The sequence below is a fragment of the uncultured Veillonella sp. genome (genome assembly GCF_937981445.1).
Lineage (GTDB): Bacteria > Bacillota > Negativicutes > Veillonellales > Veillonellaceae > Veillonella_A.
The window spans coordinates 17,848-38,893 of the sequence record NZ_CALJON010000016.1 but is presented as its reverse complement, the minus strand read 5'-3'; the positions used below and the strand labels follow the sequence as shown (position 1 = coordinate 38,893).

Here is a 21,046-nt window from a genome sequence, read left to right as displayed (position 1 = left end):
ACTCCTCACTTATTATCTAAATCACCATGTACAGCATGCATGGCCGCTACATAGCCAGTAGAAAAGGCGGCTTGTAAATTATAGCCCCCTGTAAAAGCATCAATATCTAGCACTTCACCAGCCCCATAGAGACCTTTAATTAATTTAGATTCCATGGTGCGTGGCGTAAATTCTTTCACCGTAATGCCTCCTGATGTAACAATCGCTTCGGCAATGGGACCTAAGGATTTAAAATTAAGTGTCAAATGCTGTAAAGTATGAACTAAACGAAAACGCTCTTCGCGACTCATTTGATTGATGAATTTAGATTCATCTAATTGTGCTTCCTTAATAATGACTGGAATTAAGCGCTGTGGTAATAAATCTTTTAAACCATTGCCTAATTGTTTCTTAGAATAGAGTTGAAAATCTTTTTGTACTCGTACATCTAATTGTTCTTGTGATAAGGCGGGCTTAAGGTTTATTTGAAGTTCAATAGAACCTATATTTTTTTTCTTCATCAACTTACCCACTGTATGACTTAAAGATAGAACGATAGGTCCTGTAATGCCAAAATGAGTAAACATCATTTCACCAAACATTTTGCCCTGTACCTTATTCTTCGCCACTACAGATAGCTCCACATTGCGTAAGCTAAGTCCCATTAAGTCTTTTACCCAAGACTCCTTAGTTTCAATAGGAACTAAGGATGGTCTCAAATCAGTAATTTTATGACCTACAGCACGTGCTAATTCATAGCCATCTCCAGTAGAACCAGTTAATGGATAGGATAAACCACCGGTAGCTAAAATGACAGCATCTGCATAATAGGTTTCTCGATTCGTTTTAACCCCTTTAATAGCCCCTTCATCTACAATTAAATGCTCTACCGCTTCATTGAGATGTAAGGTGCCACCATAGCCCTTAAAAACGCGCATAAACATATCACGCACTTCTAAAGCGGAGTCTGATTCAGGGAAAATACGTCCACCCCGCTCTACCTTAGTTTTTAACTTCCAATGAGTGAGTAAATCAAGTAAATCACGATTATCAAATTGCTGATACGCACTGAGGAGGAATTTACCATTACCAGGGGTGCGTGCAATAAAATCTTCAATAGGTGCATTGTTGGTAATATTACAGCGACCTTTACCGGTGATACCCATCTTTTTACCGATCATATTCATCTTTTCAATTAAGGTAACTACGGCCCCTTCACGAGCCGCAATGGTAGCTGCCATAAGGCCGGCAGCACCTGCACCAACTACAATAATACGCTTCATTAGCGGCCTCCTTTAGGAGCGGTACGGCGGCTACTTGTATTTTCATTAGGTCGTCTTGAAGACCCATTACCTCTATTTCTTCCTGATTTTTGTTGCCCTGCAGAGCGTTTAACGCTGTCCCCTTTGCTGGAACGGCCTTTTTCACCGCTAGCTTTTATAAAAGGCAATTTAACCAAGCTTCTAAGTTGGCGCACTTCTTCATCAGTAAGAGGGCGATACGCACCGCGTTTTAAACCAGATAAAGTAATGCTTCCATAGGCTAATCGTTTTAAATTATGTACACTATAATGATAGTATTCAAACATGCGCCGCACTTGACGATTACGCCCTTCATGAATGGTAATTTCCACTGTAGTTAGATTGGTTTTACTGTCAAAACCATAATCTACAATATCAGCTGGCGATGTCATACCATCTTCTAATTCTACACCTTTACTAATGGCCTCTAAATGGTCATCAGCAACACGGCCTTTTAGTTTCACTTCATAAGTTTTATTCACCCCTTTAGATGGGTGCATGAGCGCTTGCGCCAAGCTGCCATCATTGGTAAACAATAAAAGACCTTCCGTATTATAATCTAAGCGACCAATAGGATATACGCGCTGCTTTACATCTTTTAAGTAGTCCATGACTGTATCGCGACCTTGAGGGTCACCAACGGAAGTAATACTTCCCTTTGGTTTATTTAATACATAATAAACTAATTTTTCAGGTTCAATGCGTTGCCCTTCAATTTTCACACGGTCCACAGCAGGATTAATTTTTGTACCCAATTCAGTAACTAAGCGACCATTCACTTGTACTTTACCTGCTACGATTAATTCCTCAGCCTTACGACGTGATACATAGCCACATCGGCTAATATATTTTTGCAAACGTTCTAATTCCATTTATATCTCCTCTTATGTCTTATGACAAATGATCTTGTTCTGAAATAACTTCTTCTTTTAAATTATCTACTGATTCAATACCGACGCTCCGTAAAAAGGTATCAGTAGTTCCAAATAACACAGGGCGGCCAATGGTCTCCTTTCGCCCCAATTCAGCAATTAAATCACGACTTACTAATTGTTTCAATACTTTTTCACAATTTACGCCCCGAATTTCTTCAATTTCACTTTTAGTTACAGGCTGTTTAAACGCTACTACTGCCAAAGTCTCCATGGCAGCAGGAGACAGGCGAGCTTCTTTTTGGCGTATTTTACTTACATACACACTACTTTCAGGAGCGCTCACTAATTCATAGCCAAGGCCACTAGTTTTTAAGCGTAGCCCCCGATGTGTGGTAATCAAAACTTGTTCAAAAGCTTCTAAGATAGTTTTAATTTCCTCTTCCCTTTGCTCAAATAGTTCAGCTAATAAAGCCAATGGTACAGGTTTCGCTGCAGAAAATAATACAGCTTCTATATGGCTGTAAATCTCTTCTGATGCCTTAGTATGTGGTTGATTCTCTTCCATGTGGCCTCCTTACTTTATTTTTATTATAGTTTATTAATTTATATTATGGTTTATTGATTTATATTATAATTTATTGGTTTATTGTCTTATTGGTTTATTTAGATTATGAAATGGATTAATTGTGTCGAACTTCATGAGTCCTAATTTATACAACCCCACTATATAATGTAACATCTGTAATTTCGTGACTATAATCGTCTTCTTTTACAGGTCCTAAGGTAAATACTTGACGTTTTAAAAGCTCTAATACGGCTAGAAATATAGTTACCTTCTCAGCACGTATACGTGAACCATCAAGTAAGCTTTTAAAGCTTAAGGTACGCTCTGTTTTAGCTCGCAAATACAATTCGTCAATTTTACTTTCTAAACTAAATTCTTCTTTTTCAACTTTTACAGTAGGCGGCTCAACTACGGCTTCTTTCTCTCGCTCATAGCAGGATTTAAAAATTTCATATAAATGCCGCAATTCAAAACGAAAGATTGTTTCTTGCCCCCATTGGCTTAGTGCATCTAAGCGGCTAAAGCTTTGATTGCTAGCTTCTGTTTTTTGTGCAAGAGCTTCTGTTAATTCTTTAATTTGTTTATACTCTAACAAATTAGCCACTAATTCATCGCGTGGGTCCCCCTCTTCATCGGGATTAAGCGGCGCATTACGGGGCAAGAGCATGCGTGATTTGATTTGTAATAATGTGGCGGCCATTACTAAAAACTCACTACTATAGCGTATGTCAAAAGTTTGCCACAATTCTAACTGCGCCATATATTGTGATGTAATCTCAACAATAGGGATATCATATATATCAATCTTATGCTTTTCTATTAAACTGAGCAGCAAGTCTAAGGGCCCTTCAAATACATCTAATTTATATTCATAAGACTGCATATATGCCTCCTCTCTGTACCGATAAATGTCAACTATTAATTATACCGAATATTTCTTAATAGTTCTAGCTTTTTGCTTGTATTTTTATAGTAATTCTGTTATCGTTATGATGATATACTTCATACTTTGTAAAATAAATGTAAATAACAGTAAAAAATAAATTTATAAAGGAGCTTTATATGTTCTCTATCTCCCCCTTGTGGCGAAAACCAATGCTACATTATGCCATATTGGCAATTCTCGTCTTTACTGCGCTCTACTTTACATATGAGCCTTTAGCCCTTGGCTTTGACTGGGAAGACATCTCTTTACTTGCCTTACCTACTTTGTTAGGCCTTTTTTTATGCCAATGTTTATGGCGTTCACATTTTGCTAAACTTGGCTTTATGGGCCATTTCTTAGTCGGTGTGGCATGGGTGCTAACATATCCCCTCTTATATCATTGGTCATATACAAAGCCATTTTATTTCTATGAATTTTTCCCAGATTTTTTATTTGGTACGCTTTATTTTATAGGTGTTTCTACCCTTCATTATACCCTGTCTTTAGGTTGTAATAAAAGGCATATTGTAACGGGGCTCATGTCCTTACTAGACTGGCTCATGCTTTGGATTCCACTAATTCAAATTGGCTACTATATTAACACTTGGCATTGCTTGACTCCGGCCACATTAATGGCTTTATATCAAACTAATACGGAAGAAGCCCTAGGATATCTAAAAGCAGGTGCTGGTGTCTTAGGACTTATGGCCATTGCGGTGGGACTCATCATTTTATTCCTCTTCCTCTATTGGTCTAACTGGAATATGTATAAAATAAGTCATGGTGCTCAAGTAAACACGCATCCTGCAAATCGTTTAGCGGAAAATTACAATGCTCTTTCTAATTCCGGTAAATTTCGCCAAACATTTTTATATTTGACATGCATTGCCCATTTTATTTATTTACCTTTTTGGGGATTCTTCAATACAGATATTGTTCACAATTGGATGGAAGTTGCTACTTATATGAAGGAGTTACAGCAATACAATAGTAATCATGAGAAAGTAATCGAAAGTTTAGAACTTACATCTAAAGAAACGGCTGCTTCTAAAGTACCAGGAACGGTAATTTTAGTCATCGGAGAATCGTCTTCTCGTAATTATATGAAGGTCTATAATCCTAATTTTGAATACGAAGACACGCCTTGGCAAAATGAAATGGCGGCTCATAATCCTAATTTTATTTTCTTTAAAAATGCCTACTCCTCCTATGTACAAACAGTGCCAACCTTAGAGCGCGCCTTGACCGAGCGAAATCAATATGATGATCGTCCATTTATGGATTCCGCGACCATTATTGATGTAGCGAAAAAAGCTGGTTATTTTACTAGCTGGTTTAGTAATCAAGGGGTTTATGGTGAATACGATACAGCCATCTCCTTAATTGCAAAAACGGCGGATCGCCCACTTTGGGCCCATGAAGCGTATATGTTTTCTGATAAATATGATGGCGTATTGCTCTCCTTGCTCCCTCATGCAGATCCAAGTAAAAATAATTTTATTGTCATCCATATTATGGGAAGTCATATTTATTACAATGACCGCTATCCACATGAGTTTAGTAAATGGAAAATCGGCGACGTTCCAAAGGGGAAAGAAGCCTATGCTAACAGTCAACTTTATACGGACTGGGTATTACAACAAGTATATACCTATGCCAAAACACATTTAAATCTTCAGGCTATGGTCTATTTCTCAGACCATGGGGAGAGCTTACAATTATCTCATAATCCAGACATTTTTGATTTTAATATGACGCACATCCCTCTTTGGGTCTATGTATCGCCAGAGTATCAACAAGCCTTTCCAGAAACGGTGGCAACTATGCGAAGTAATGAACATCAATACTTCACTAATGATTTACTCTACGACATGATGAGTGGCTTATTGCAGGCACCATCTAATCGCTATGATCCAACTCGCGACTTCACAAATTCAGCCTATAGATTCAATAAATACACATTAACAACCCTATTAGGCCAGCATCCATTAAATACTGACCCAGCAGCTGTTGATCCGTAAAGTGCTGATTTTTCCACCATTTAAGTTACAATTTTATTTTCTTTTTAAAACAAGGACTTCTTTGAGCCATCATAACTCTCAAAGAAGTCCTTGTTTTCCTTTATCCATCAAAGAATATCCCGTTTGTTGTAAAGCGCCCCTCCACCACACTGTCTTCCCTTACAGCCCCTTTTATTTAAGGTAATAAGTATTCAGAATCATAGAGGTATAGGACAAGACCATACACCAACTAACTGTAATAAAAATGCTTTGGTAATACAATTGTTATTAATGGGGTCTATAGTGTAAAACCGAATAAATGAATTTTATAATCCACAAATAAAAAAATAGACTGAACATAAATGTTCAGTCTAAATGGTGCCGAGGACCGGAATCGAACCGGTACGGTTATTTCTAACCGACGGATTTTAAGTCCGTTGCGTCTGCCTGTTCCGCCACCCCGGCATGGGTGGAATAAAATATGGAGGCGGCACCCAGAATCGAACTGGGGAATAAAGGTTTTGCAGACCTCTGCCTTACCGCTTGGCTATGCCGCCAAAAAGTGGAGCGGAAAACGAGATTCGAACTCGCGACCCCCGCCTTGGCAAGGCGGTGCTCTACCACTGAGCTATTTCCGCACACATGGTGCCCCAGGGCAGAATCGAACTGCCGACACAAGGATTTTCAGTCCTTTGCTCTACCGACTGAGCTACCGGGGCAAACGTGGCGACCCCGATCAGATTTGAACTGACGATCTTCGCCGTGACAGGGCGACATGTTAACCGCTACACCACGGGGCCGTTTACGTTACTTCGTTATTATATGTTTTTAGAAGTTAATTGTCAAGTACTTTTTTTGAAATTTTATAAAGTATTTTAAATACTTATTCAAAGGTACTTACAAGTGTAAAAACAATAATAACAACTAGTTGCCACTAAGACTGCATTCTCAGTAATTACTAAGTACTGTCATCTGACAACTAGTTCATTATAATGCATATTTTATTTTTTTACAAGCCCTTTTTTAGATTTTTTTAAAATTTTTTTAATCCCCTATTTGAGCCCTATAAACCTATATTATATTAAGAAAGGATTGTTAGCCAATTCGGCCCCAATTGTGCTGTCTTCGGCATGTCCAGGATGAATTATGAGCTTTGGATCCCAAGTTTTAAATCGATTTAAAGATTCTTCTAATTCCTTTTGGGAGCCATTAAAGTTTACACTAGCACCGACCGAGTTCTTGAGCACTGTATCACCTGTAAAGAGATGGGAGCCCCATTGGTACATCACACTCCCCTTGCTGTGCCCAGGCATTTCGAATACATCAATGGAAAAGGGCCCCCACTCCATATGCCCTTCTTCAATGGGAATAAAAGGGGAATTACATAAATTCTTATACGCAGAAGGCATGCGCCGTTTAGTATACAAGAGGGCTCGATCCCCTTCATGCATATAAATGGGCACATCAAAGACCTCTTTGACACCATCAACAGCGCAAATATGATCACAATGTCCATGAGTTAATAAAATGGCTAGCAATTGTGCTGAACCAATCATTTCAATAACACGTTTAGGATGAAATCCAGGGTCAATCACTAAAGCCTTTCCCTCTTCTTTTAGAACATAACAATTAGTTCGATATAAACCTAACGGTCGTTTTAAAATTTCCATATCATTCAATCCTGCACAGTTACATAATACAAACAGAGTCATAAAATTTCTAAAAGTCTGTACACTTTCAAAAACATATCTATATACTAAAAAAAGCTATGAGTCCTAAACACATATATGAGCCTAAAAACGTTTATGAGCTTTAAACACGTTTATGATCTTTAAAAGCATTTATATGCTTTAAACATGTTTATGCGCTTAAATATATGATTGACCTTAAAAGCATCTCATCTAAACGCCTTTAAAAGCGTCTATGAGCTCTTACAGGCTGCCAGATTTTATAACTCTTCTTACGGCGTTTTACAAAATACCCCTGCCAAAAATCAGGATGTAAGAGTACAAGCAAGGTAAATAATTCTAAACGACCTAAGAGCATGTCAATTAAGCAAACAATTTTAGCAAATGGATGTAATACCGCAAAGGAGCCTGATGGCCCAAGGGTACCAAAACCTAAGCCTACATTACCTAAAATACCAGCTACACATTGAATCGATTCACCAAAAGGTAAACCTGTAGCCGAAATACAAAGCGCACTAATAGCAAAAATAGTTAAATATAAAAAGAAAAATTCCTGTGCTAATTGTACCCATTTATTAGGCATTGGCTTTTTATTGATTGTGATGGATTGTACTAAATCAGGATGGATGGCTTTACGTAAGTAAATCAAACTGCTCTTAATTAAAATAATAATACGAATGATTTTAATGCCACCTGTAGTAGACCCACTACAACCGCCAAAAAAAGTAGCCATAAAGAGCATCATTTGCCCTAAAGGTGGCCATTGATCATAATTCCCTAAGGAAAGGCCTGATCCAGTTTGCATAGAAACGAGCATGAAGGACCCTACATTAATGGATTCCCATACACTTAGCTCACTTTGTAAACACAAGGATAAAACAACAAATAGGGCGCCTACAGCAAGAATAAAAATATACATGCGATATTCAAAATCCTGCCATACTGATTGTAACCCCTGTTGAAATACATTGTAGTATACTGTAAAATTACCACCCGCTAAAATCATAAAGGTAACTAAGATAAAGCGAATATAGCCATTATTGGCATAAATATCAGCGACCCCTGTATTAGGTGTATACCCCCCTGTAGCAATAATAGAAAAAGTCATATTTACAGCATCAAAGGTAGACATGCCAGCAAGCATTAAGGCAACAAAACAAATAGCCGAGAAAAGTAAATAAATTTTCCACAGTTTTAATGCTGTAGACCGAATTCGTGGCATAACTACACCAGGACGTGGCACTGAGGCTTCCGCATTAAATAAATGAGCCGAGTCTGCCCCTAGATTTTTTAGAAAGGCTAGTACCAAGACGATAATCCCCATGCCACCTAGCCAATTTGTAAGGCTTCGCCATAAGACATAAGCTTCAGGAATGGTATCAATATCAGGAATTACACTTGCCCCCGTGGCTGTAATTCCTGATATTGATTCAAATAAAGCGTCTATAAAATTAGGTAAAATACCGCCAAAATAAAAGGGCAAAGCTGCAAAAACAGAAACGAGTATCCATGTAGAGCCTACAGTTAAAAAACCATCTCGGAGACTGTAGCTTGTACTATTTTCACCAAAATAAAACAAAAGCCCCCCTGCTGCTGCCGCTACTAAGGTGCTAAACAAAAAAGAGAAAAATATCTCTTCAAACATAATTCCATAAATAAAAGGTATTAACATGGTCAAGGATACAATTAACATTAATTGCCCTACCAAGCGCATAACAATTTGGATTCGCATACTACACCTCTCAAACTGGAGGCTGTAAATAAGTAAGTAACTTATTTACATGGTCAGGTAATGTGAAAAATACAATGTGATCCTTCGCTTCTAATACAGTATTACCAGTTGGCACGATGGTGCTACCATTGCGCACTATAGCGCCCACCAAGGCTTTACCAGGAAGTTTCAAATCTTTCAAAGCACAATTTACAAGAGGCGATACTTCAGTTAATTCCACTTCCACCGCTTCCGCTTTAGAGCCTTCAAAAGTAGAAATACTCATTACATGCTCGCCTTTACGAACCATGCGAAGAATTTCCCCTGAAGTTAAAAGCCGTGGGGAAAATACAATATCAATACCCACTTGCTCCATGAGGACAATATATTCAGGACGTCCTACACGCACAATAGTTTTAGGTACACCTAAATGTTTAGCTAACAAAGCAACTAACAAATTCAGCTTGTCATCATCAGTTAAACAAATAATAGCATCACTATCAGATATTTCCTCAGCTTCCAATAATTCCATATTGGTGCCATCTCCATTGATAACCATACTATCATTCACTAATGTAGCCAAGTATTCGCACCGCTTTAAATCTTTTTCTATGATTTTAACAATGAAACCAGCCCGTTCCAATAATACGGCTAAATTACAGCCAATGAGCCCTGCGCCTACTAAGACTACACGTTTCGTGTCAAGACTTAAATTCTCCTCATGGAACTCAAGGGCAATCTGTTCCATACTGTCCTTAGCGCCTAATATAAAGACTTTATCATAAGGCATTAAACGACTTTCACCATGGGGGATAATCATTTCACCATTACGCAAAATCCCCACCACTAATACAGAGGCAGGAAAACGAATATCACGTAAGCGCTTATTTACATAAGGTATGTCCTCAGACATTTTAAATTCCATGAGGCGCACTGCACCACTAGCGAAATCTTCCACATCAAGAGCGGCCGGCGTCTGCAAGACTTGAACAAGTTCTTGCGCAGTTACAAGTTCAGGATTGATAAATAAATCCACCCCTAATTGTTCTTGTAACTTCCTATTATCATCTTGTAAATATTCATTATCTCTAACGCGAGCAATAGTTTTAGGTATGCCACCAATTTTAGCGACTGAGCAGGCCAGCATATTTACTTCATCTGAATCAGTAACGGCGATGAGCATGCCTACATCATCCATGCCAATTTGCTTCAGTAATTTTAAACTACTGCCATTGCCTTGCACTAAACTCACATCAAGACTATTTTCAATCTTGCGAATGCGTTCAGCGGATTTTTCAATAATATACACATCATGTTCGTCCTGAACAAGTCGTTGCGCTACAGAGTAGCCAACTTTACCAGCACCAACAACAATAATCTTCATGATATTATTCACACTCCAAAATACTGTTTGAATACTAAAGTTTATACTTCTTCAGCATCCTCCTTTTTAGGAGCACTTTCCTTTCCTTTTTCAGTTAGAAGCGTCCAGCCATCTTCTTGAATGACTTTGCCTTCTTTCATCAAATGTCCTACAGCACGTTTAAAGGCGGCTTTACTGAAGCCAAATTTATCTTTAATGATTTCTGAAGCTGTTTTATCGCTGTATGGCATGCGGCCATTTCGTTGCCATAAATAATTCATTAATACTAGACCATCTTCAGTTATGGCAGTTTCTTTAACAGGACGCATGGAAACATTAATTCGACCATCATCTCGTTTAAACGTAACACGCGCCTTAACCATGGCGCCGACTTTTAAAGAATCAGTCATTTCACTGCGATGTAAAAAGGCAATCCATCGTTCAGGCGTAATAAAAAAGGCTCCGTCAGCGGTCATATTATAGATGGCACCACGCACCATTTGACCGACTTTAGCTTCCACAGCGGGCTTTGCAGCTCGGCGCATAGCATCATCTACATCCATCGACACAGCTAAGCGGCCCGATTTATCAGAATATAATCGAACCCAGACTTTTTCGCCTAATTGCGGACGTCCGCGCATTTCAGCGAGAGGCATGAAAATGCCACGTTCTGTGCCAACTTCTACGAAGCAGCCAAATTTCGTCGTATTCACCACTTCTACATAACCGATTTGACCTTCTTTGATGGCAGGAAGACGCATACTAGCCGTAAGACGTCCTTTTGGATCTTTGTACAAGAACACATGCACTTCTTCACCAATTTGAACAGGCTCAGTTTGCTGTTCTTTATGAAGTAAAATATCATCATTGGTATTGCCAGTGCCACCATCTAAAAAGGAGCCTTGCTCGCTTTGACGCAATACTTTTAAGGTGGCCAATGTATTTTCTAACAATTCAGTAGCCATATTATTTCCCTACAAATTCTACACGCGGCGCATCATTCCACAATTGTTCTAAACCGTAGAATTGGCGTGTTTCATTACCACCGAATACATGACAGATAATATCACCAAAATCTAATAAAATCCATTCACCTTCATGATAGCCTTCACGATGAAGCATAGGAAATCCTAGTTCAGCCCCTTTATCTTCAATTTCATCGGCAATACTTTGAGATTGCTTAGTATTGGATGCACTGATAACTACAAAATAATCCGCAATAGAAGACAAATCTTCTAAATCTAAAATTGTAATATCAGTCCCTTTTTTATCATACCCTGCTTGCCCTAAGGTAAGAGCAAATTCTTTAATATCAACTTTTTCTTTCATTACTACTCCTTGTTTTATTACATAATAGAACACTCATAACTAAGCGTCTTTAGAATTAGCATGCACTAGCATTGCTGTTTTACTATTACTATTTTTAGCTTTACCAGTTTTAGTATACCCTTTTTTAGCTTTACCAGTTTTAACGTATACCTTCTTCAGCTTATCCAGTTTTAGCGTATACCTTCTTCAGCTTATCCAGTTTTAGTATATACTCTCTTCAGCTTGGTCAGCTTTAGTATATACGCTCTTGAGCTTGGCCATTCTTAGCATTCCATGTTTTCCACCTGGCCATTCTTAAGCATTACCCTTCTTTAGCTGGTTCTGGCTCGTCAGCTGGTGTGGTTGTGCCATCAACGGGAATATTGCCTAAGGTAATACCGACTAATTGCTGAGCTTCTGTAGGATCATAATTCCAATACATCTGGCCGCCAATAGCTTCTCGGGTGCCAGGTAAAATATAATAGTGAATTTGGTTGGATTTTAAACCACCTAAATCCATAATTAAACGCATAGCATCAGTAGAGGAAATATTAGTTTCAAAGCTACTCCAAAGTCGCCATGCATGCCACATGCGAGTTATGGTAAAAGTATTCTCTTGAGTGCTTAACAATTCTTTAATAAAGCGCTCCTGTCTTTGTGTACGACTAAACGCATTAGTATCTTCATCTACAAAGCGTACATATTGTAATGCTTTGTCCGCATCTAAATTTTGGTACCCACGAGCTAAATTAACATCCGCTTTATTGATCGTTTCATCCATATGAACCATATTTCGTTCCACATACATGTCAGGGGCCCCTAATGTATCTACAGTCTTTTTAAAAGCCGCCTCATCAACAACTACATAATACGGAATTATGATATGGAACAAGTCCTCCACTACAGCCTTGGTCAACTCAATGCCACCATTACTATACATGGTGTTTAACATGGATACAGACTTTTTATCGCGACTGTCAATTTTAGTATTAGAAGGGATACCTATAATATCTACATTCTTTTGTTCTTTATTAACAGAAATTAAAAATGTCGCATCTCCCTGTGCTGGATTCGAACTATCCTTACCAATAACTAATATATAAATAGGTTTATCCAATGATTTTTGCTCTAGTGGAATCGTAGGCCCTTTCGGCTTATCTTCCGTAGAAGTTACTTCATCAGCAACAGAGGTTGTTTGAGGCTTTGTTAAATATTCGTAGCCCTTCATAGCTCCAAATACAATGCCACTAAGTAGTAAGATAAAAATTATAACGGCCAAAATTACGCGACCCCAAAGTATATTACTTTTTTTCTTTCTTCTTACCTTGCGATTTGTTTGCTTTTTTTCTTCCATACTATAACCTAGCCCTTACGTACTTGGCGAAGAATATCATTGCGCCCCAATATGGTCTTAAAATAAATAGGTACACCTTGGTCAATTAAATGAACAATAGTTGTATCATAGCTGGCGAGAACGGCCTTGTTTAGATCTTTATAAGCTAATTCACGAAGTCTTTCAACACCAGGAAAATCTCTAGTTTCCTCAATATAATCAGCTAAAAAGATAATTTTATCCATCAATTTCATGCCCACGCGTCCCGTAGTATGATACCGTATGGCATCTAAAATTGTTACATCTTCAACACCATATACATTATGACTTAAAATAGCCCCCACTAAACCGTGAAGTAAGGCTCCATTATTGAACATTTCAATATCTACATTAATATTTGCATCTTTCACGATTTGTTGCATATCGGTAATGCGCATCTCTTTACCACAATCATGAAGTAATCCCGCTAAATAAGCCTTAGTTGGATTGGCATTATATACATTAGCTAGTGATTGAGCCGCTTTAGCAACACCCAAAGTATGCGCAAATCGTTTAGGTGTTAAACGACTTTGTAGTTCATCAATTAATTGTTCATACATGACATTTCAAACTTCCTTACTTCTATAAATATTATGTTCTTTAATATAGTGTACCACTGCTTTAGGTACCATGTAGCGAACTGAGCGATTATCTCTCAGTCGAGCTCGCAAATCGGTAGCTGATAAATTCATTGTAGGCACTAGTAGACGATGAATCTGTTTCTTCCCTACATCACCAAAATACTCAATAATATTGTCGATTGTTTCCGACCCATCAGGACGAATAGCACCGATAAAATAGCACAGCGCCAACAATTCATCAATATATTTCCAATTCGGTAAATCCTGGATAGTATCTGTGCCAGCTATAAAATAATACTCTTTATCCTCACCATATATACTATGAAAATATTTCACTGTATCAATCGTATAGGATGGACCTTCCCGTTTAAATTCAATATCTGATATGGTGAAACGAGGATTATCACGAATCGCAATGGCCGTCATATCATAGCGATACGAAGCAGCGATTACATCGCTATCCTTATGAGGCGGATGATAGGAAGGCACAAAGATAACTCGCTCCAACTCATACGCCTCTAAGGCGAGCTCAGCAATCATTAAATGGCCCATATGGATAGGATTGAATGTGCCACCAAATATTCCTATGCGTCCTGTATTTGTCATAAACTCATCACAATCCTAACTCCCACGATAGCAACCAAAGATATAATAATCCAAAGGAATATAGCCCAGCCAAAGGAACGCCATTCATAGCGTCCCTTTGGAGATTTCATATACTTAACATATAGCTTTACATTTGTAAGCCAAGTCCTCATTTTCGAACTTGCCCTTCTCCATATACAAAGTATTTATATGAAGTGAGTGCCCTTAGCCCCATTGGACCGCGGGCGTGTAATTTTTGCGTACTAATGCCGATTTCAGCGCCAAAGCCGAACTCAAAGCCATCAGTAAAACGCGTAGATGCATTGTGATACACCGTAGATGCATCGATGGCTTGCATGAAGCGTGCGGCAGCATTTTTATTTTCTGTAATAATAGATTCTGAATGCTTAGTGCCATATGTATTAATATGGTCAATGGCTGCTTCTAAATCATCTACTACTTTCACATTCATAATTAAATCATTGTACTCAGTACTCCACGCATTGTCATCGGCTTCTGTCATAGTCTTCACAAGTTCACAACTGGCCGTATCACCTTTTAATAGAACACCATGTTCTTCTAACGCAGCCGCAATACTTGGCAAATATTTAGACGCTACAGCTTTATGAATTAGTAATGTTTCCGCTGCATTGCACACAGAGGGACGTTGCACTTTAGCATTGAGGATGATAGGAATAAGCTTTGCTTCATCACAGTCTTCATCCACATAAATATGAACTACGCCACTGCCCGTTTCAATAACAGGTATAGTACTTTCCTCTACAATGCGCTTAATTAAACCAGCACCACCACGAGGGATTACTACATCAATATACTTACGCTGCCGTAATAAATCAGATACAGCTTCACGATCTAATACTTCCACTAATTGCACAGCATCACCAGGGAGTCCTACTGATTCTAAGGCTTCGCGAATAAGAGCCACTAAACATTGATTTGAGTAGAAAGCCTCTTTACCGCCTCGCAAAATAACGGCATTGCCTGATTTTAAGGTCAATGCTGCAGCATCTACTGTCACATTAGGTCGCGCCTCGTAAAGCATGGCGATAACACCTAAAGGAACAGAGATTTTTTTTATTAAAAGGCCATTAGGTCGTGTCCCTTCATCTAAGATGAGTCCTACAGGATCTTCTAAATCTACTAATTGCTCAACGCCTTTAGCCATTTGCTCAATGCGCTCTTTTGTTAGTTTAAGACGATCTAACATTATCTTAGGTAAATTATATGTGCTTGATAACTCCATATCTTTAGCATTAGCTTCTAAAATACAATCTGCTTTTTCTATTAATATGGCTGCCATAGCTTGTAATGCTTTATTTTTTGTATCACTTGAGGCAGTTTGTAATATATAGGCACTTTGCCGTGCCTTTTGCCCCATAAGGTGAAATATTTCTTCATATGTGCTCATAGGAACCTCCTCCTGAGGAGAGAATTTCATTGAATTATTTCAAAGTTACTAAATTATCGCGATGAATGACTTCATAATGGGCTGTAGAAATCTCTAAAATATTTGCTATATCTGAGGAATTACGGCCTTTTATGCGGTCTAAATCAGCTGATGAGTAATTGACTATGCCTCGTGCAATCTCTTGATTTTCAAAATAAAGGCTAATTGTTTCACCTTCTTCAAAATCCCCTTGCACCTCTTTTATTCCCACCGCTAATACACTAGAGCCTTGGGATAACACGGCCTTAGCACAACCTGCATCTACTGTAACAGACCCTTTTAAACGAGAGCCAAAAGCCATCCAGCGCTTCTTAATATGTGGTACTGCATGACGAGCTACAAAAAGTGTACCACGCAATTCACCACCCAATACAGCGCGAATGGAATCTGTATGTTCCCCTGATGCAATTACCATATTAACACCAGAATTAACCGCAATATGAGCAGCTTGAATTTTTGTGTACATGCCACCTGTACCACGACTCGATCCTGCACCACCTGCTATGTCATAAATATGAGGGGTAATTTCTGGAACTGTACTGATTAAAGTGGCATTAGGGTCTGTTTGAGGATTCGCAGTGTAAAGACCTTCTATGTCAGAAAGGATAAGTAGCACATCAGCTTCTACAATGCTAGCAACAGTGGCAGACAATGTATCATTATCGCCAATTTTCACTTCATCAATAGCTACTACGTCATTTTCATTAATGATGGGAATAACATGTAAATTCAATAAAGAAAATAGAGTGTTTCGTAAATTTACATAGCGAAAGCGATGCGTACTATCTTCTTTTGTAAGTAGAATTTGTCCCACTGTATGACCATACTCACGAAACATTTTTTCATACATATGAAGTAAAATGCCCTGTCCCACAGCAGCTGCCGCCTGTTTAGTGGCAATATCCTTGGGCTTTTCTTTTAAACCCAAGGGAGCTAATCCAGCCCCTACTGCACCAGATGAAACCAAGATCATTTCCTTACCTTGATTCATCAAATCGGCGATTTGTTTTACAATTAATTCAATGCGATTTAAATTTAAACGGCCATTGTCATAAGTTAAGGTACTTGTCCCCACTTTTACAACAATGCGTTTAGCTGTAGCAATACGTTGACGTAATTCCATTTCACTTACCGCTTCCGTATCAACCATTGCCTGCGTATGGCCGTGATTCTCTCTGAGGTTCTCCATAGGCTCTCTCCTTAAGGCATATTGTTATGGTAGTACGATTTTAGGTTCTTTTTTTGCCTTATATAGAACACCATTATGCCCAATAATTTGAACTAATTCAGCTCCTAGCATGTCCGCTAACTCTTCAAACGTTTCGGTAATATCTACCGGTGCATTATTAAGTACCTTTACTTTAATCAATTCACGTGCTGTAATAGCTGCTCTAGCACTATCAATTACAGCATCCTCTAAACCACCTTTACCAATCATTACAACTGGTGCCATAGTCGCCGCGAGGGAACGCAAATAACGTTTTTGTTTGCCTGTCATGTTATCTCCCATATACTAATCAAATACTTATATATACATTTATGTGCTTCATACCATAGGATTTACGTAATTTTGCTATTGTTGACTATATACAATAGGTTCTACGTAATCTTACTATTTTATAAATCATGGAATACGAAGCGTTGATCGCCGATAACAACTTCATCACCATCTTTACAGCCACGTTCTTTAAGTTTATTATCTAAATCCATATATTTCCAGATTTTTTGGAAACGACGTAAGGCTTGTTCGTCTTCAAGATTTGTCATAGCCACTAATTTTTCAATGCGGCTACCAGTAATAATAAAGGACGCATCATCGCCACGGGTGATGACAAAATCAGTATCAGGCTTAGCCACATATTCTACTGCTTCTTCTTTAGCTTCCGGCTCTGGAACAAAGTTTTCCACATAATACCAAGCGCGATGAACAAGTTCATTTAAGCCTTCACCAGTTAAGGCATTTACTGGAAATACTTCATAGTCTTGATCTGTAAAATACTTGCGTACTTTTTCAATCGTTCCTTCGTCTTCTACTAAATCAATTTTATTAAGAGCAATAATCTGTGGTTTTTTGCTTAATTTTTCACTATATTTTTTTAATTCTTCATTAATTTTATGGAAATCTTCAATTGGATCTCGTCCTTCCATGCCTGATACATCAAGCACATGAATCAATATATTGCTTCGTTCCACATGGCGAAGGAACGAATGTCCGAGTCCTACACCTTCACTAGCGCCTTCAATAAGACCTGGAATATCGGCCATAACAAAACTATGACCTTCTTCTACACTCACAACTCCTAATACAGGTGTTAATGTAGTAAAATGATAGGCTGCTACTTCTGGTTTCGCAGACGAGACTTTGCGAATAATACTAGACTTACCTACACTTGGATAGCCCAATAAGCCCACATCAGCTAAGACTTTTAATTCTAGTTGTAGCCAACGTTCCTCACCAGGTTCCCCTTTTTCCGCAAATGTAGGTGCTCGGTTCGCACTAGTATGGAAGTGCGCATTACCACGACCACCACGGCCACCTTTAGCTACTACGAAAGTTTGACCATCTTCAATAAGATCGGCCATAACTTTACCGCTTTCTTCATCTTTTACAGTAGTTCCTAATGGTACTGGAATAATCATATTATCAGCACCACGGCCATATTTATTACTACTTTGACCACCTTCACCGGCAGGTGCTTTAAATTGTCTTTTATATCTAAAATCAACGAGTGTATTGATATTTCTATCCGCTTTTAAAATGATGTCTGCTCCTTTACCGCCGTCGCCACCGTTGGGGCCGCCATTAGGAACATATTTTTCACGTCTAAAGCTACTCATTCCGTTGCCGCCGTCACCGGCTTTTACAAAAATCCTTGCTCGATCGATAAACATAGTTTTCATCCTTTACTGATAGCAATAGGGGCGGTAACTATTATAGATTACCGCCTCAACCTTATTTTGACTGCAAAATTTCTATTGCTTTGTTGAGTTGTACATCATTAGCTGCTTTTATATCAGCCTCTGTGATTTCAACTTCCACATCTGGTTTAATACCAATACCATCTATCACGCGACCATTCGGCGTGTGATATTTTGCAATAGTAATTTTAATACCTTCATCATTTAATATATTAAGAACTGATTGCACAGTTCCTTTGCCATAACTATTAGATCCTACAATGGTACCCACTTGTTCATCCTGCACCGCACCAGCAATAATTTCTGATGCACTGGCAGAGCCTTTATTAATAAGTACTACCATAGGTAAATCATGGCCTAGACCTTCCGAGTCATATGATTCAACACGACCGGACCGATCTTGAATCGTAACAATAGGTCCCGTAGGAAGTACATAACTACCTATTTCTTGCGCTGTTGTTACAAGTCCACCAGGATTATCACGCAAATCCAGAACTAATTTCTTCATGCCCTTAGCACTAAGTTCTTTATAAATGCGCGCAAAATCTTCTCCTGAATTTTCCGCAAATTGACTAACTCGAATATAGCCAATGGAATCATTTAGCATTTTCCCCTTCACTGTAGGCAAGGTAATTTGCTCTCTAGTTAAGGTGTATTCTTTTACTTCATTATCACGAAGTATGCCAAGAACTACCGTTGTGCCCGCTTCTCCACGGATATTTTTAGATGCTTCTTCCATAGTAATACTACTTGTATCAATACCATTAATAGAAACAATAATATCACCCGAGCGAATGCCAGCTTTAGCCGCTGGTTGATCCTCTATAGCTGTAGCTACTTCAAGACCATTCTTACCAGCGCCTAAAACAATACCAACACCACTATATGTGCCACTCGTATGTTCCATTAAGTTTTCCATGGATTTCTGGTCTAAATATTGACTATGTGGGTCACCTAAGGAATCCACCATACCGCTGAGCGCTCCATTGAAGAGGGACTCCTTAGTTACAGGGTCCCTAAAAAAGTGGGAGCTTACATAATAGGTGGCAAAAAAGCGATATACTGCCGTTGGTGAACCACTCATATACCAAAAGATTAGCCACATAAATATGAAGCCAGCTATGGTAAATTTAATAGCAAATTGCACAATTTGCCTAAATTTAGACAAACCTGAATTATTCTTCATTTCCATCATATTATAAATACCCTGCTGGATCTACTGGATCACCATTAATACGAACTTCAAAATGCACGTGAGGGCCTGTAGAGTTGCCCGTACTGCCGGCATAAGCAATTACAGCTCCTTTTGATACCGTTTGCCCTTCAGATACAGCTAAGTCTGAGTTATGACCATATAATGTAGACATGCCATTACCATGGTCCACAACAACGGCATAGCCATAGCCATCCATCCAACCAGAATATACTACTACACCGCCATCGGCAGAATGTACTGGCGTCCCTTCGTCAACGCCAATATCCATGCCAGAATGAAGAATTTGACGGCCAAAAATTGGATGGGTACGCCAACCAAAGTCGGACGTAATCACGCCATTAACAGGCCATGATAATTGACCAGTACCTTGTACATATGCAGCGGAGCTACCGCCACCGCCACCACCTTGAGCTGCTACTGCGGCTGCGGCCGCTGCGGCGGCACGTTCAGCTTGACGCTGCTGTAATAAAGCACGAATAGCATTAGAAGATTCTTGGAGACTTGCCTCTAATTGCTCGGCTGTAGCCTTATCACTTTGTGCTTTATTTAGAATAGCCGTTTGTTCATCTTTTTTCTTTTGAATAACAGCCTGTGCTTCTTTAGCTTTATTTTCAAGCTCTACAACCTTAGCTCGATCTTGTTCTAAAATAGCTTTGCGATTTGTAATTTCTTCGCGCTCTGTCTTTATACTATCGATAAGCTTAATATCAGCATCAATAATACGTTTTAACATTTCTACGCGATTGGCAAAATCACTAAAATCCTTAGCCCCAACAACAACATCTAAATAACTCAAACGACCATTAATATAAATATCGCGCACACGTTTATTAAACACGCCTTCTCGTTTAGACAGTCTTGCTTGTGCTTCTTCTAACAATTTTTGATTCTTAGCAATTTCCTGTTCTACTACAACGCGCTGTTGTTGATAGTTTTTTAGATTTTCTGTAGCTTGATCTAGTTCTACCTGAATCTGATGTAGTTGTTCAGATACACTAGTAATGGTAGCTTGAGCATTCGCCTTTTGAGCGCTAGCATCATTCATTTGCTGTTGCATCGTATCTAACTGATTTGTTAAATCTTCATCTTCAGCATTACTATAGGTAAACGGAGTAGCAGCTAACACAGTAGTACTTAAAAGAACGGCCATTATGCGAATTTTTAAATTATTCTTTGCCATAAACACCCTT

Annotated in this window: 19 protein-coding genes and 5 tRNA genes; 1 reads left to right on the top strand and 23 read right to left on the bottom strand. The window is 38.7% G+C overall.

Going from position 1 to position 21,046, the window contains the following annotated elements; genetic code table 11:
* Positions 1-5: 5 nt before the first annotated feature.
* The 4 genes from Q0376_RS03810 to Q0376_RS03795 all read right to left on the bottom strand — a co-directional run bounded on the left by Q0376_RS03810 (position 6) and on the right by Q0376_RS03795 (position 3,603).
* Positions 6-1,262, bottom strand: a complete 1,257-nt coding sequence (locus Q0376_RS03810; RefSeq protein WP_298704251.1) for an NAD(P)/FAD-dependent oxidoreductase — start codon at positions 1,260-1,262, stop codon at positions 6-8.
* The gene (locus Q0376_RS03805; protein ID WP_298704249.1) at positions 1,262-2,152 is read right to left on the bottom strand and encodes a pseudouridine synthase; all 891 of its coding nucleotides are present in this window, start codon (positions 2,150-2,152) and stop codon (positions 1,262-1,264) included. The genes Q0376_RS03810 and Q0376_RS03805 overlap by 1 nt, the downstream gene beginning before the upstream one ends.
* Before the next feature lie 19 nt (positions 2,153-2,171).
* The gene (gene scpB / locus Q0376_RS03800) at positions 2,172-2,720 is read right to left on the bottom strand and encodes an SMC-Scp complex subunit ScpB (RefSeq protein WP_298704247.1); all 549 of its coding nucleotides are present in this window, start codon (positions 2,718-2,720) and stop codon (positions 2,172-2,174) included.
* A gap of 145 nt (positions 2,721-2,865) precedes the next feature.
* Positions 2,866-3,603: a ScpA family protein gene (locus tag Q0376_RS03795; RefSeq protein ID WP_298704245.1), complete on the bottom strand. Its 738-nt coding sequence runs from the start codon at positions 3,601-3,603 to the stop codon at positions 2,866-2,868.
* 179 nt (positions 3,604-3,782) lie between these two features.
* On the opposite strand from Q0376_RS03795, the gene Q0376_RS03790 reads away from it, so the two are divergent.
* Entirely contained in the window at positions 3,783-5,666 is a 1,884-nt protein-coding gene (locus tag Q0376_RS03790) for a phosphoethanolamine transferase (protein ID WP_298704243.1), read from the top strand.
* Positions 5,667-6,021: 355 nt separating this feature from the next.
* On the opposite strand, the gene Q0376_RS03785 is transcribed toward Q0376_RS03790, so the two are convergent.
* The 19 genes from Q0376_RS03785 to Q0376_RS03695 form a co-directional block, all read right to left on the bottom strand.
* Positions 6,022-6,110 (bottom strand) — tRNA-Leu (locus tag Q0376_RS03785).
* Positions 6,111-6,127: 17 nt separating this feature from the next.
* Positions 6,128-6,202 (bottom strand) — tRNA-Cys (locus Q0376_RS03780).
* 6 nt (positions 6,203-6,208) lie between these two features.
* Positions 6,209-6,283 (bottom strand) — tRNA-Gly (locus Q0376_RS03775).
* A gap of 5 nt (positions 6,284-6,288) precedes the next feature.
* Positions 6,289-6,364 (bottom strand) — tRNA-Phe (locus Q0376_RS03770).
* A 5-nt stretch (positions 6,365-6,369) separates the two neighbouring features.
* Positions 6,370-6,445, bottom strand: a tRNA-Asp gene (locus Q0376_RS03765).
* 276 nt (positions 6,446-6,721) lie between these two features.
* Entirely contained in the window at positions 6,722-7,315 is a 594-nt protein-coding gene (locus Q0376_RS03760; protein ID WP_298704241.1) for an MBL fold metallo-hydrolase, read from the bottom strand.
* A gap of 241 nt (positions 7,316-7,556) precedes the next feature.
* A complete protein-coding gene (locus Q0376_RS03755; protein ID WP_298704239.1) occupies positions 7,557-9,065 on the bottom strand; it encodes a TrkH family potassium uptake protein in 1,509 nt (502 codons plus the stop codon).
* A 10-nt stretch (positions 9,066-9,075) separates the two neighbouring features.
* Positions 9,076-10,440, bottom strand: coding sequence for a Trk system potassium transporter TrkA (gene trkA, locus Q0376_RS03750; RefSeq protein WP_363302985.1), 1,365 nt, complete (start codon positions 10,438-10,440; stop codon positions 9,076-9,078).
* A gap of 29 nt (positions 10,441-10,469) precedes the next feature.
* The gene (locus Q0376_RS03745; protein WP_298704235.1) at positions 10,470-11,372 is read right to left on the bottom strand and encodes a S1 RNA-binding domain-containing protein; all 903 of its coding nucleotides are present in this window, start codon (positions 11,370-11,372) and stop codon (positions 10,470-10,472) included.
* Between the two features lies 1 nt (position 11,373).
* Entirely contained in the window at positions 11,374-11,736 is a 363-nt protein-coding gene (gene rsfS / locus Q0376_RS03740; RefSeq protein ID WP_298704233.1) for a ribosome silencing factor, read from the bottom strand.
* 301 nt (positions 11,737-12,037) lie between these two features.
* Positions 12,038-13,069 carry an LCP family protein gene (locus Q0376_RS03735; protein WP_298704231.1) on the bottom strand — a complete coding sequence of 344 codons (1,032 nt, stop codon included), beginning with the start codon at positions 13,067-13,069 and terminating at the stop codon, positions 12,038-12,040.
* A gap of 8 nt (positions 13,070-13,077) precedes the next feature.
* Positions 13,078-13,647: a bis(5'-nucleosyl)-tetraphosphatase (symmetrical) YqeK gene (gene yqeK / locus Q0376_RS03730; RefSeq protein WP_298704229.1), complete on the bottom strand. Its 570-nt coding sequence runs from the start codon at positions 13,645-13,647 to the stop codon at positions 13,078-13,080.
* 6 nt (positions 13,648-13,653) lie between these two features.
* Entirely contained in the window at positions 13,654-14,274 is a 621-nt protein-coding gene (gene nadD, locus Q0376_RS03725; protein ID WP_298704227.1) for a nicotinate-nucleotide adenylyltransferase, read from the bottom strand.
* 148 nt (positions 14,275-14,422) lie between these two features.
* Positions 14,423-15,682 (bottom strand): glutamate-5-semialdehyde dehydrogenase, encoded by a 1,260-nt coding sequence (locus Q0376_RS03720; RefSeq protein WP_298704225.1) that lies wholly within the window; start codon positions 15,680-15,682, stop codon positions 14,423-14,425.
* Between the two features lie 34 nt (positions 15,683-15,716).
* Entirely contained in the window at positions 15,717-16,844 is a 1,128-nt protein-coding gene (proB, locus tag Q0376_RS03715) for a glutamate 5-kinase (RefSeq protein WP_298704274.1), read from the bottom strand.
* 90 nt (positions 16,845-16,934) lie between these two features.
* Positions 16,935-17,219, bottom strand: coding sequence for a ribosome assembly RNA-binding protein YhbY (gene yhbY, locus Q0376_RS03710; protein WP_298704223.1), 285 nt, complete (start codon positions 17,217-17,219; stop codon positions 16,935-16,937).
* 119 nt (positions 17,220-17,338) lie between these two features.
* The gene (gene obgE / locus Q0376_RS03705) at positions 17,339-18,613 is read right to left on the bottom strand and encodes a GTPase ObgE (protein WP_298704221.1); all 1,275 of its coding nucleotides are present in this window, start codon (positions 18,611-18,613) and stop codon (positions 17,339-17,341) included.
* Positions 18,614-18,674: 61 nt separating this feature from the next.
* Positions 18,675-19,835, bottom strand: coding sequence for a S41 family peptidase (locus Q0376_RS03700; RefSeq protein WP_298704218.1), 1,161 nt, complete (start codon positions 19,833-19,835; stop codon positions 18,675-18,677).
* 1 nt (position 19,836) lies between these two features.
* Complete coding sequence (locus Q0376_RS03695; protein WP_298704216.1) at positions 19,837-21,036, bottom strand: murein hydrolase activator EnvC; 1,200 nt, start codon at positions 21,034-21,036, stop codon at positions 19,837-19,839.
* Between the last annotated feature and the right edge of the window lie 10 nt (positions 21,037-21,046).